Source organism: Syntrophorhabdaceae bacterium (assembly GCA_035541755.1).
In the GTDB taxonomy this organism is placed as follows: domain Bacteria; phylum Desulfobacterota; class Syntrophorhabdia; order Syntrophorhabdales; family Syntrophorhabdaceae; genus PNOF01.
In genome coordinates this window covers 34,525-47,371 of sequence record DATKMQ010000174.1, presented here as the reverse complement: position 1 = coordinate 47,371, position 12,847 = coordinate 34,525, and the positions used below count along the sequence as shown (strand labels likewise).

At 49.2% G+C, this 12,847-nt stretch carries 14 protein-coding genes; all 14 read left to right on the top strand.

What is annotated here, in order from left to right; translation table 11 throughout:
* Positions 1 to 6: 6 nt before the first annotated feature.
* Genes fliM through VMT62_17200 form a run of 14 tightly spaced genes read left to right on the top strand, consistent with a single transcriptional unit; the run spans position 7 to position 12,839 of the window.
* The gene (fliM, locus tag VMT62_17265) at positions 7 to 993 is read left to right on the top strand and encodes a flagellar motor switch protein FliM (GenBank protein ID HVN98179.1); all 987 of its coding nucleotides are present in this window, start codon (positions 7 to 9) and stop codon (positions 991 to 993) included.
* Positions 994 to 1,002: 9 nt separating this feature from the next.
* Positions 1,003 to 1,314, top strand: a complete 312-nt coding sequence (gene fliN / locus VMT62_17260; protein ID HVN98178.1) for a flagellar motor switch protein FliN — start codon at positions 1,003 to 1,005, stop codon at positions 1,312 to 1,314.
* A complete protein-coding gene (locus VMT62_17255; GenBank protein ID HVN98177.1) occupies positions 1,311 to 1,589 on the top strand; it encodes a flagellar biosynthetic protein FliO in 279 nt (92 codons plus the stop codon). Before fliN ends, VMT62_17255 begins: the two co-directional genes overlap by 4 nt.
* Positions 1,586 to 2,347 carry a flagellar type III secretion system pore protein FliP gene (fliP, locus tag VMT62_17250; GenBank protein ID HVN98176.1) on the top strand — a complete coding sequence of 254 codons (762 nt, stop codon included), beginning with the start codon at positions 1,586 to 1,588 and terminating at the stop codon, positions 2,345 to 2,347. Before VMT62_17255 ends, fliP begins: the two co-directional genes overlap by 4 nt.
* A gap of 13 nt (positions 2,348 to 2,360) precedes the next feature.
* Entirely contained in the window at positions 2,361 to 2,630 is a 270-nt protein-coding gene (gene fliQ / locus VMT62_17245) for a flagellar biosynthesis protein FliQ (GenBank protein HVN98175.1), read from the top strand.
* A gap of 2 nt (positions 2,631 to 2,632) precedes the next feature.
* Positions 2,633 to 3,406, top strand: coding sequence for a flagellar biosynthetic protein FliR (fliR, locus tag VMT62_17240; protein ID HVN98174.1), 774 nt, complete (start codon positions 2,633 to 2,635; stop codon positions 3,404 to 3,406).
* Between the two features lie 3 nt (positions 3,407 to 3,409).
* Entirely contained in the window at positions 3,410 to 4,477 is a 1,068-nt protein-coding gene (gene flhB, locus VMT62_17235) for a flagellar biosynthesis protein FlhB (GenBank protein HVN98173.1), read from the top strand.
* Positions 4,474 to 6,531 carry a flagellar biosynthesis protein FlhA gene (gene flhA / locus VMT62_17230; GenBank protein ID HVN98172.1) on the top strand — a complete coding sequence of 686 codons (2,058 nt, stop codon included), beginning with the start codon at positions 4,474 to 4,476 and terminating at the stop codon, positions 6,529 to 6,531. The genes flhB and flhA overlap by 4 nt, the downstream gene beginning before the upstream one ends.
* The gene (locus VMT62_17225) at positions 6,521 to 7,564 is read left to right on the top strand and encodes a hypothetical protein (protein HVN98171.1); all 1,044 of its coding nucleotides are present in this window, start codon (positions 6,521 to 6,523) and stop codon (positions 7,562 to 7,564) included. Before flhA ends, VMT62_17225 begins: the two co-directional genes overlap by 11 nt.
* Entirely contained in the window at positions 7,561 to 8,307 is a 747-nt protein-coding gene (locus VMT62_17220) for a MinD/ParA family protein (GenBank protein ID HVN98170.1), read from the top strand. The genes VMT62_17225 and VMT62_17220 overlap by 4 nt, the downstream gene beginning before the upstream one ends.
* Positions 8,307 to 9,044, top strand: coding sequence for a FliA/WhiG family RNA polymerase sigma factor (locus VMT62_17215; GenBank protein HVN98169.1), 738 nt, complete (start codon positions 8,307 to 8,309; stop codon positions 9,042 to 9,044). The genes VMT62_17220 and VMT62_17215 overlap by 1 nt, the downstream gene beginning before the upstream one ends.
* Before the next feature lie 39 nt (positions 9,045 to 9,083).
* A complete protein-coding gene (locus VMT62_17210; GenBank protein HVN98168.1) occupies positions 9,084 to 9,983 on the top strand; it encodes an HDOD domain-containing protein in 900 nt (299 codons plus the stop codon).
* Positions 9,961 to 10,989, top strand: coding sequence for a chemotaxis response regulator protein-glutamate methylesterase (locus tag VMT62_17205; GenBank protein ID HVN98167.1), 1,029 nt, complete (start codon positions 9,961 to 9,963; stop codon positions 10,987 to 10,989). The genes VMT62_17210 and VMT62_17205 overlap by 23 nt, the downstream gene beginning before the upstream one ends.
* Positions 10,986 to 12,839: a HEAT repeat domain-containing protein gene (locus VMT62_17200; GenBank protein ID HVN98166.1), complete on the top strand. Its 1,854-nt coding sequence runs from the start codon at positions 10,986 to 10,988 to the stop codon at positions 12,837 to 12,839. Before VMT62_17205 ends, VMT62_17200 begins: the two co-directional genes overlap by 4 nt.
* Positions 12,840 to 12,847 lie beyond the last annotated feature (8 nt).

Below are 12,847 nucleotides of genomic sequence, written 5' to 3'. Positions count from 1 at the left end.
ATCGTAATGGATCAGGTATTATCACAGGCTGAAATCGATGCGCTCCTCGGGGGGATTTCCGATGGCGTCATAGAAACAGAGGCGCCTGAGCAAGCCGCTGCGCCCGCAGAAGTCAAAAAGGAAGTAAAGAGTGTCGATTTCATAAGATATACCAAGGGCAAGAAAGAAAAGCTACCAGCCCTGGAGTTCATCTATGATCGCTTTTCCAAATCGTTCAGATCGGCGCTCTCGCTTTTCATGGAAAAGGAGATAGAGGTCAACGTCAAACCTATCCAGTATGTGGAATATGCCGAGTTCATAAAGACACTCCCCCTGCCGACGAATATGAATATCGTGGTTACAGAGAATCTTAAGGGTTTCTTCATCATCATCTTCGACGCAAAAATGATCTTCTCCGTGCTCGAAACCATCTTCGGCAGTGCTTCTATTTCCGCGCCCAAGATAGAGGGAAGGGAATTTACCAAGATAGAGTTCAACGTGATAAAGAAACTGATCGATCTCGTCTCGCTGGAGATGGAAAAGGCCTGGGCCCCGGTCTACAGCATCCGTTGTAAATATTCCCGTTCAGAGATAAACCCCAACTACATTACCATGGTGGCTCCCGAGGAAAACGTGAGCCTGTGCGAGTTTTCTATCGAGATCGGCGATATCACAAGCTGGATGAAAGTTTGTATGCCTTACGGAGTTCTGGAGACAATAAAATCTTACCTCATCTCCACACCTTCCCGCGAGGACATGGAAATGCGAGAAAAATGGTTTGCAAACTTAAGACAGAGAACCATGGAGGTACCTATCGAGATACGGGCGGTGCTCGGAAAGAAGAGAATGCCCATCCAGGAATTTATGAAGCTCGTCGAGGATAACATTATTATGGTTGATCGATTTGTCAACGATCCGATCGATGTCGCAATCTTTGAGAAAATGAAGTTCAAGGGAAGAATGGGTATTTACAAGGGCAACAAGGCGATAAAGATCGAAGATACCGTGAGGTAGGGAGGTACAATGGAAGAATTCGTAGCCGACTCTCAGAGCGCAGCAGGTGGAAAGAAGTTTGAGGTAAATATCGATAGCCTCCTGGATGTCTCTGTAGAAATCTCTGTGGAAATCGGAAGGACCAAACTGACTATCGGAGAGCTGCTGTCTCTTTCAAAAGGATCCATCGTAGAATTGAACAGGGCTGCCGGTGAATCCGTGGATATTTTCGTCAACGACAAGCTCCTCGGCAAAGGTGAAATCGTACTCGTCAACGAACGCCTTGGAGTGAGGGTCATCGAGATTCTTACACCGAAGGAAAGGGTACAGGAACTGGGATGATCGATATCTATACCGGAATCATTAAAGTTGTTCTCGTTATGCTCGGTTTAGGGGCTGGCGTCATACTCCTTGTCCGATACTCAGGAAAGTTCAAATTTCCTGCGCTTACTTCTCAGAACCAGGGCTATGGTTTGAAAAAGGCCGGTTCCCTGTATCTGGGATACAAAAAATTCATCTCTGTCGTGGAAGTGAAGGATTATGTTCTGGTCATCGGCGGGGGAGACAAGGAGATAACGCTTCTTGCCAAGTGGAAGAATGAGGACAAAACAGAATGAAATACGTGCTTATAGGTCTTATTGCGCTTTCCCTACTTATCGTACCCTCGGCGCTCAACGCCAAGGCGGCTCTTAAAGAAAAGCCGCAAACCCAGGGCGGCAACTTCATATTGTCTTTTGCGGGTGGGGAATCAGGCAGGAGCCTCATGAACATCGTGCTCGTTCTGACGGTCCTCGCCTTCGCGCCTGCCATACTCCTGCTCATGAGTGCCTTTACCCGGATTGTCATTGTGCTCTCTTTTTTGCGACAGGCCATGGGCATACCGCAGCTACCGCCAAACCAGATTATTATCGGTCTCTCTCTTTTTCTCACGATCTTCATCATGGCCCCTACCTACGAAAAGATACATGTCAACGCCCTCACGCCGTATATGGAGAATAAGATCGGCTTCGAAGAATTCCTGGATAGAGGCTCTAAAGAGATGAACAGCTTCATGCTCAAGTATACCAAAGAGAAGGATTTGGCCCTGTTTATGAATATCGCGTCCCTGAAGAGGCCAGCCACGCCGGAGGAAATACCGATTCGTGTGGTGGTGCCTGCCTTCGCCATAAGCGAGCTGAAACGGGCCTTTCAGATAGGTTTTCTGCTCTACATACCCTTTCTCATGATCGACATGGTTGTCGCCAGCGTACTTCTGTCGGCCGGTATGATGATGCTGCCTCCTATCTTCATATCCTTACCTTTTAAACTCATGCTTTTTGTGCTCGTGGACGGGTGGAACCTTCTCGTAGGTTCCATCATAAAAGGATTCTATTAAGGAGTGTTTCTCTATGAGTCAGGACCTCGTTGTGCAACTATTTCGGGAATTGCTGAAATCGACTTTGATCCTCATGGCGCCCATGCTCATCGCCTCCATCGTGGTGGGCATGCTTGTCAGCATCTTTCAGGCGGCGACCCAGATCCATGAGATGACGCTCGTATTCGTGCCGAAGATTCTCGTCATCACCCTGTGCCTTATGGTCCTTTTCCCCTGGATGATGAACTTTGCAATCTCGTATACTGCGAATCTCCTGACCAACATACCAACATACGTGAAATAGATATGACAGAGATCGGAATAGAAGCGCAAAAATTCATACTCGTGTTCTTCAGGGTACTATCCGTGCTCTGGCTTGTGCCGCTTCTTTCGTCTCAGTATGTGTCAGTCATCTTCAAGGCAGGATTTGCGCTGGCGGTCGCCTTTTTGCTCTCCGGCTCGGTGAGCCCTGGCGTCCCTGTCGATGTCTTAAGGAATCCGTATTCGTTTCTTCTTATGGCTGGAAGAGAGGTCTTCATCGGCATAACGATCAGTTTCATCGTGAGAATCATCTTCGTATCCGTGTCTCTTGCCGGTGATATTATCGCCCTGCAAACGGGCTTTGCTTTTGCGCGGTTCATGGACCCCTTTACCATGACACAGGTCTCCGTGCTGGAGCAGATCAAGAATCTTCTCGCCATCATGATCTTCTTCGCGATCGATGCACATTATATTCTTCTTCAGGCGCTTTCCACGAGTCTCAAAGTGCTACCCCTCGGAGGCGCTACCCTGAAGGAGCCTCTCCTCAACTATATTATCGGCGCCACGGCGAGGGTCTTTTCGCTTGGCTTTAAGATCGGTGCTCCTATTATTGTCGCTCTCTTTCTCGTTGAATTGGCCTTCGGCATGCTTGCGAGGATGATTCCCCAGGTGAACGTGTTCATCGAGGGGGTCCCTATCAAGATACTCATCGTAGTTGTCCTGCTCACTTTTTCGCTGAGCATCATGGCCCCGGTCATAGCGGGACTTTTCCGAGGCACGGACAGAGACTTCTTAAACATCATCCGATTAATGGCATAGAAAATGGCTGAGAACTTCCAGGAAAAGACAGAGCAACCAACTGATAAAAGGCTTGAAGATGCCAAGAAAAAGGGGCAGATCGCTCAATCTCGGGAGTTGCCTTCCAGTATGGCCATCCTCTTCTCTACCATTTTTCTCTCTTTCACCATCACCCGGGTTTTCAACGAGCTTTTCAAAGTCTATGTGAGCTCCGTAAGGAATATTAACTTTGATCTTAACACGTCTACGGCGTACGGTATCCTCTCATCCAGCATCTTCAAGTGGATGGGTCTCGTCGCCCCTATTTTTGCCATGCTCCTTGCAATAAGCGTGGGGGGAAGCGTCCTTCAATCCGGATTCAACTGGAGCATGGAATCGATGAAGTTTAACCCTGGCGTCATCAATCCCGTAAAGGGCATAAAGAACATGTTTACCAAGCGGTCCGCCGTCGAGCTTCTGAAATCGATTCTCAAGATGGTGCTTTTGGGTTACATCGTTTATAACCTGATTGTGAACGAATTGCCCGCCATATCCGCCCTGGCGGATCAGGACATTCGATCCATCATCGTCTATCTCGGGAGTACCTCGTTCCGGCTCGCCTTAAAGGTTGGCGTGATCTTCCTCTTCATGGCGGGTCTCGACTATCTATTTCAAAAGTATCAGCACAAGAAAGACCTCATGATGACTCAGCAGGAAGTCAAGGAGGAATCCAAGGAGCGGGAAGGTAATCCTCTGGTCAAATCTCGGATAAGAAGCATACAAAGGGAAATGGCGAGGAGAAGGATGATTGAAGATGTAAAAACAGCCGACGTGGTAGTGACAAACCCGACCCACTTCGCAATCGCCCTTTCCTACACCCCGGGCAAGATGCCTGCGCCGAGAGTAGCTGCAAAAGGGGCCGGCTTCGTGGCCGCCAAGATCAAGGAAGTGGCATTCCGCTTCAGGGTGCCGATTATCGAGAATAAACCCCTGGCGCAGGGCCTGTTTTACGCGGTGAATATCGGGGACTACATACCGGAAAAATTCTATCTCATCGTTGCTGAGTTATTGGCGGAAGTTTACCGGCGAAAGGGCAGGATACGATCGACATGAACCAGATCGGAGCAAAAATCAAAGAGAGAAGCGATGTTCTCATCGCTGTGAGCGTCGTCTTTGTCATTCTCATCATGATTGTCCCGCTCAACAATTTCTTTATTGACATTTTTTTTAGCGTCAGCATCTCTCTTTCCCTTCTCATTCTCTTCATAGCCATGTATATAAAGAAACCTCTGGATTTCTCCGTCTTCCCATCGGTGCTCCTCATCGTCACGCTTTTCAGGCTCTCACTGAACATAGCCTCCACAAGGCTCATCCTCGTGCACGGAGATGAAGGATCTCAGGCGGCAGGTCTGATCATTCGCGGGTTCGGGACCTTCATCGTGGGCGGGAACTATGTCGTGGGCGCCGTGGTCTTTCTTATCCTCATGATCATTAACTTCGTGGTCATTACCAAAGGCGCGGGGCGTGTCGCCGAAGTGGCCGCACGATTCACCCTCGATGCCATGCCCGGCAAACAGATGAGCATCGATGCGGACCTCAACGCGGGTCTTATCGATGATGTGGGCGCACGAAGGCGAAGGGAGAAGGTGGAACTCGAGGCGGACTTTTACGGCGCCATGGATGGCGCCAGCAAGTTCGTGAGGGGCGATGCGGTTGCCGGCATCATCATTATCTTTGTCAATATAATAGGTGGTTTAGTCATCGGTATCGTCCAGAAGGGCATGCCCATGAACGAAGCCCTATCCGTGTACACCATACTGACAATCGGCGAGGGACTCGTCACCCAGATACCGGCGCTACTGACCTCCACTGCAGCCGGTATTATTGTCACGAGGGCTGCAAGCGAATCCAACCTGGGAAGCGATCTGGTCAGCCAACTTTTTACACAGCCCAAGGCGCTGATGCTCGCCTCTGTGGTTATTCTCTCCATAGGCATGGTTCCGGGCATCCCGCTCATCCCCTTCTTGATTCTTTCCTCTGTCACCTATGGGGCGAGCCATTTCATGAAGCCCGAGAAACAGGAAGAGATTGTGGGTCTCCCGGAGGAAAGTCCGCAGGAGAAAGAAAAGGCTGAGCTGATTCAACCCCTCGAGATCCTGGAGGTGGAAATCGGCTACGGGCTTATTCCTCTTGTCGATGCGGGACAGAGCGGTGAACTTCTCGATAAAATAAGGGCTATCAGGAAACAGATTGCCGTTGAGCTTGGTATCATGGTCCCCCCCATGAAATTGAGAGACAATCTGCAACTCAAGGCCTTCGAGTATGTAGTTCTTCTCAAAGGGGTCGAAATGGGAAGAGGGAACCTCATGCAGAGCAACCTTCTGGCCATGGGTCCAGAAGAGAAACAAAGAATGCTCGACGGAATACCCACGAAGGAACCTGTGTTCAATCTCGACGCTTACTGGATCAACGAAAAGGATAGGGACAAATACATTGCCGAGGGCTTCACCGTGGTAGATCATCCGACTGTCATCGCTACGCATCTCACGGAATTAATTCGAAACAACGCCCACGAGCTGATGACGAGACAGGAGACCCAAAAACTGATCGATACGATTGCTGCCTCTCATCCCAAAGTCGTTGAAGAGATTACCCAGAACCAGGTCGGCATGGGTATGGTTCAGAAGGTATTGCAGAATCTGCTCCGAGAGCAGGTTTCCATACGTGACCTCATAACAGTCCTTGAATCGATCGCCGATGCGTCGACCTCAGTTAAGGACCCTGAACTGATCACTGAATACGTGAGGCAGCGCATGGCCAGGAGCATCCTCAAGCCATATCTTATCGATGGTATTCTCAACATCCAGATTCTTGAGAAATCGTTGGAGGAGAAACTGATAAGCAGCATACAGCCCGTGGAGCAAGGCGCAATGCTCATCCTCGACATCTCTTTCAGCCAGCGTCTCATCGAAAAGATCGGCAATGAGGCGAAGAGGACCATGCTTGCCAACATGCAACCTGTGATCCTCGTACATCCCGTCTTGAGAAGCAAATTGAGAAGGTTCTTAGAGCGCTATATCCAGGGTATTACGGTGATTTCCCATAATGAGATTCCACCGCAGATCAAGATACAGTCAGTGGGGGTAATAAGACTCAATGAAAGTTAAGACATATAGCTTTGAAGACATAAGAAAGGGAATGGAATCTATCAAGGAGCAGTATGGTCCTGATACGATCATCATGGATATCAAACAGAATGATCTGAATGGATACGGATGGTCCAAGAAGGGCTGCGAGATTTCAATTGCCGTGGATAGTGAGCCGCAAACTCCCGAGGAAGACTACCTGCTGGAGTTGAGGCGCGGCACAGAGGCCGTCTGGCAATACACGACGAGATACCTGAGCGAAAGGCTTATTCTCATAGAATCGGAGATGATACGGGACAGAATGAAGACTTATCCTCTGCCTTTGAAGATACTTTTTGAAAAGATCGCAAAAGGCGGTCTTAATGCCCACCTGGCCCTGGAGCTCGTCTCAGAGGTGTACGCCGAGATAGGCCCCCTGGCCGAGAATTCCACAAAGGCGCTCTTCTTCCTGAAGACAGCGATAGCCAGAAGGGTCAAGACCTATGGCCTCACCGACTCGCAGGAGCCCATCGTGATCCTGGGCCCCTCGGGCGCGGGCAAAACCGAGACCGTCAAGAAGCTCTCGAAGATGGTTTTCGATAAGGGCATACCCGTTGCGATTCTCGCTTTCGATCCGGTCAAGAAGTCGAGCTACGATGACCTTCTTGCCTTTTCAGACAGTACCGGCATTCCTTCACAGTTTACCACGAGTCCTGAAGACCTGCTGAGAAAAGCGAGCCACGTGACCGGCAAAGCGCTCATCGACCTTACGGGTCAGATAGAGATTCAGAAAATGGCGGTGGACACGCTCAAAGAGTTCAAGAAGGTAGTCGTGCTCCCGGCGGGTGCTCGGGACGAGAAAATGGATCAGTATCTGACCGCTTTCGAGGATTCAGCTGTAGCCGGTGTGGTCTTCTCGAAGCTCGACGAGGAAGACAGACTGGGCAACTTCTGCTATAACGCGCTCAGGCTTAACCGGCCCGTATCTTTTATGACAAAAGGCACACATCTTAACGACGTTGTGTTTCCGGACAAGGAAACGTTCAGCAAAATACTAATTGAGGGAACTCTATGATGGCAAAGAGCGGGCCGAGGACGATCACCGTAACAAGTGGAAAAGGCGGTGTGGGCAAATCCTCAATCGTTTCCAATATGGCATACGTTTTGGGCAATATGAACAAATCGACGTTCGTTCTTGACGCTGATCTATCGCTCGGGAACATCGACATCATGTTCGGGGTGGTCCCTAAATTCAATGTGAAGGACCTCATGGAGGGCACGCGAAACATCGAAGAAATCATTACGGAAGGCCCCTGCGGCATCAAGATCATCCCGGCCACCTCCGGCATTAGCGAATTTTCGCACCTTTCGGATCATGAGAGGAATATACTCTTCACATCTATCAAAGCACTGCCGGCACATGATTTTCTCATCGTTGATACATCGGCTGGAATCTCCTCCAACGTAGTCTATTTTAACACCATGAGTGAGGCCGTCTTTGTGGTCATTACACCTGATCCGGCGAGTATGACCGATTCATATGCAGTGATAAAGGTCCTCCACAAAAAGACGGGCAGGAAGGACTTCAACATCGTAGTCAACATGGTCAGGGACGAGAAGGAGGCCCTGGAGATATACAGAAACATTCTCAATGTAACGGACAAATTTCTTGATGTGTACCTTGATTATTTCGGTTTTATACCGTTAGACAGAAATATATCGATCGCGACGAGAAGACAGAAGCTCTGGGCCGAGCATTTTCCTGACACGGATGCTACACAGGCCCTTGCTCAAATATGTAATAGGCTGGTGACGTGATGTGGAAGAGAGCATATGCAAAATCATACGTAGATGAACGGGACAAGATAATCGATGAGTTTGTACCTATCATCAGACACCTTGCGTATAAAGTCTCGAAACGGTGTGAGGACGACGATATCATCGAAGACCTCATCTCTGCGGGTGTTGTGGGGCTTCTCGAGGCCATGGAGAAATTCGACGTGCAGAAGGGGATCAAGCTCAATACCTTTGCGTATTTGAGGATACGGGGCGCCATGATCGACGAATTGAGGGCCAGAGATTGGTTCCCCAGAAGCGCCCGTTCTAAATCCAAAAAGATCAATGAGGTCATTAGAAAGCTTGAGAACAAATTCGGCAGGCTCCCTGGAGAAGAGGAAGTGGCCGAAGCGCTCGGCATGGACCTTGAAGAGTATTTTGCGATGATCAAAGACTACGGGAACCTGTCAGTGCTGAGCATCGAGGATCTTCATGAACTCCTCGGGGAGGACAAGGAAAGGGTGATCCGCTACGTTATGGAGGAAAGCGATGATCCTGAAAAATGCGCCGAGATATACGAACTGGAAAAGCTTCTCGCAAAAGAATTCGACAAATTACCGGAACGGCAAAGGTTTGTATTAAGTCTCTACTACCACGAGGACATGAACATGAAAGAAATTGCCAAGGTGCTCAATATTACCGAGGCAAGAATATGTCAGATTCATTCCCAGGCTATTCTCAATTTGCGCGTTTCCATGAAGAAATACCTGAGAGGTTAAGTTTGCCTTACGGGAATCCGATAACATATTTAGGACAGTATGGAGCATGAGTATATACTCAGCAAACTCAGAAAAGTAGAGATACTGCCAACGTTCCCCGGAATTGTAGGGGAAGTTATCAATATTATCGAGGACCCAATGAGTTCCGCAGTTGACCTGGCGAAGACTATGGATCCATCAATGGCCGGCGAGGTCCTGAGGGTGGCCAATACCGCCTATTTTGGCACCCGCAACTTCAGACATATCACTTCCATCGAACATGCCATAGCAATCGTGGGCCTTGAACATCTCTCCAATATCGTTCTCCATATGCCGTTTGTATCCATGATAAAAGGGCACTCCGGGTTTGACCGTGACAAATTCGTAAGGCATTCGATTCTGTCCGCGCTTATGGCGAAGACCATCAGCATAAGCTTTGAAAGAGCGGAACCTGATGAAGTTTATATCAGCGGGCTTTTACATGATATCGGTTCCATTATCATGTATCGCTATTTTCATGATGAGTGGGAGAAGATCTGTACGCTGGCATCCTCTGGCGGGCTTAGCCGTCTGCAGGCGGAGACCGAGGTGTTGTCGGTTCATCACGGTGTCTTGGGCGCCATGGCGCTTGAGATGTGGAATATCCCCAAGACGATAAGTGACGGTGTTATGTATCACCATAACCCTGATGATGCGCGGGATAATCCCGACTATGCGCGAGTGATTTACATGGGAAATAAGTTTGCAAAACGGATTGATTTAGGAGATAATCTCTCAAGCTTTGATGAGTTTATGAATAAATACAAGGATTTGATGGATATGACTCAAGATTTTAGGATAGAATTGACGCCAACAGAAAAATTGAGATTTTTTGAACGTCTCTTTACTCAATCAAAAGCCGCCAAGGGTTTTTTCGAAGGGATGTCAGAGGAGGACCATGATCAGAGTCCTTGTTGTTGACGATTCCCTTGTCATGCGAAAAACTATAAGCCGTATGTTGTCAAAAGACCCGCATATTGAGGTTGTCGGCACCGGCGTTGATGGTCTCGATGCCCTGGAAAAAATAGAATCCCTAAAGCCTGATGTCGTCACTCTTGACATAGAGATGCCTGTGATGGACGGCCTGGAAGCTTTGAGGCGCATCATGTCAAAAGAGCCGATCCCGGTCATTATGATGAGCGCGCTGACAAAAGAGGGGGCCGAGGTAACCATGGAAGCGCTGACCATCGGCGCCTGTGATTTTGTCACCAAGGATTTTGCCAATGTGTCCAGTTCTATCGAGGCAAAACAAGTCGAACTCGTATCTAAGGTCAAGAACGTGGCCAGGAACAAAGTAAGATTCTTGCTCAAGAAACTCGACATTACCAAAAAGCCCGTGGACGTGAGTCCTGACCAGAAGATAAAGCATGAGGTTCTATCTATTGGTGCGTCTACAGGGGGACCGCCGGCTCTCCAGCATATCCTGACCAGCCTGCACAAAAACTTTCCGGTTCCTATTGTGATCGCCCAGCATATGCCGAAACTTTTCACGCAATCTTTTTCGCAGAGGCTTGACGCCGTTTCGCAGATCCACGTTAAGGAAGCTGAGGAAAATGAGCCGCTCAGACCAGGGGTTGCCCTGATAGCGCCCGGCAATACGCATGTTGCTCTCAAAAGAAGAGGAAAAGAGATCGTTGTAGAGTTTGTAAACGGGTCGCAGTATATCTATCGGCCCTCAGTCGACCTGCTCATGTCGTCCACGGCGACAGTCTACGAACAACAGGCCATCGGTGTCATCCTTACCGGCATGGGTAACGACGGCCTGATCGGCATGAAGGAGATGAAACTAAAACACGGCTATATTATCGCTCAGGATGAGGAGACGTGTGTTGTCTTTGGGATGCCCAAGGCGGTTATCGGCGCGAATCTCGCCGACGTGGTCCTTCCCATAGATAGAATATCTGAAGAGATAATGAGGGTGTTATGAAAACAAAGAAGGGTGAGGGACGAGGGACGCCGAAAAAGAAAATGAGCAAAAAGGAACTCACACGCTTTATTGATCTTATCCGAGACGGCGACAATTTCGAGAAAGAGAAGGCCATCAACGCCTTGATCGCCTCCCCGAGTAAAGAAGCGGTAGAGGGCATTATCCCGCTCCTCCAACAAAAGAACACAGTCACGAGGATGGCGGTTCTCGACGTGTTGAAGAAGATAGGTAGCGTCTCTCTTGAGAGTGTTCTCGGCATGCTCGATGATGAGAACGAGGATATCAGGGTCTACGGCTGTGAAGTCCTCAGCTTCCTCAAAGACAGGCGCGCTGTTCCGAGCCTTATTAGATCGCTCCATGAAGAAGACGATAACGTAAGGAATGCGGCCTGTATGGCGCTTGGCGATTTCGACGACGACGAAGCGGTGGCCGCGCTTGTCGAGGCCCTGAAGGACGTGGAGTGGATTGCTTTCTCAGCCATATACAGTATCGGAAGAACAAAAAGCAGAAGCGCCATCCCGCAGCTTGTCGAGTTTTTCAAGACGAGCGGGGAGGAGTTGTCCATCGCGGCTTGCGAAGTGCTTCTTGAATACGGCGACGATGAGATTCTCAACGAAATCTTTGAGACGCTGAAGGGCTGGGACAGACAGAAGAGAAACACATACCTCAAGATCATCCTCGAAAAGGGGAACGAAGAAATTTTTGAAAAACTGAAGGAGAAAATCGGGGACGAGTTGAACGAACACTTGCTGAACAGTGTTCGTTACGAGAAGCAATATTCCCTCGAAGTCATACGGATGCTCACCCACTTCAGGCAAGCGGAGACCTGTGAAGCCATTCTCGACGTGCTGAGCGGCATGGAACGCGACGGCGATGAATTCGGGTCCATACTCGAGCTCTTTGTTTCCATGAGCGATGTCTGGGCCGACTCAATTTCTGATTATATGAAAAGGGACGAGAAGTACCTTTTTCCCCTGGTCAAGGCCTGCAAGATCGCCGGTATCAAGCTCGAAGAACCGCTTTTGCTGGACATTTTTCTGTCGTCTCCCGCAGACGTGAAAAGAGAAATCGTTACCGGTGTCCCGGGGCTCTCTGTCGGAAACGGTGCCTCGATTATCAGAGAGGCGATAAAGGATACAGACGGGCATATAAAAGGGTCCGCCGTGGACGTGGTGGGCGCGCTGTCGCTTAAGGAATTGAAGAATGAAATAATAGATATTGCGCAAAGAGGTTTTGCCGATGTGAGGACCAAAGCGCTGAAGGCCCTTTTGAGTCTTGACACCGGTCGGGCTATGGACCTTATTAAAACCTTCGTCTATGATGGCTCGAACGAAGACAAGAGAACATATCTCTCAGCCACAAGCCTGATAGACAGCGAGAAGAATTTTCCTTTTATCGAAAAACTCGCGTCGGACGCCGACGAAGGCGTGAGAAGGGCTGCGATTGGAATCCTCGGCAATTTTCTTGATAACGGGCATTACCTGACCCTTCTGAAAACGATTCTCATGGACGAAAACATACCCCATGAAGTGCTCAAGGTCATCAAAGATAAGAAGCTCAGCATGTTCAAAGACCGGCTGGTCGAAGTTTTCGCCGACGCGGCCAAAGGCCTGTGGACAAGATATTATGCACTTTCCGCCCTTGGGGCGTTCGAAGATGGCTCACTCTTCGATGTATTCGCTAATGGACTCAAAGACGAGAACGGCCTCATCACTATAGGGTGTATAAGAGCTCTGGCCGACCTGGATGACAGGAAGGCCATAGAGTATATTAGACCATTTGCAACGAGTTCGAATGAAGACGTAAAATCAAACGCGGAGTCGGTGCTGCAAAGACTCGAGGGCAATTAGAGACACAC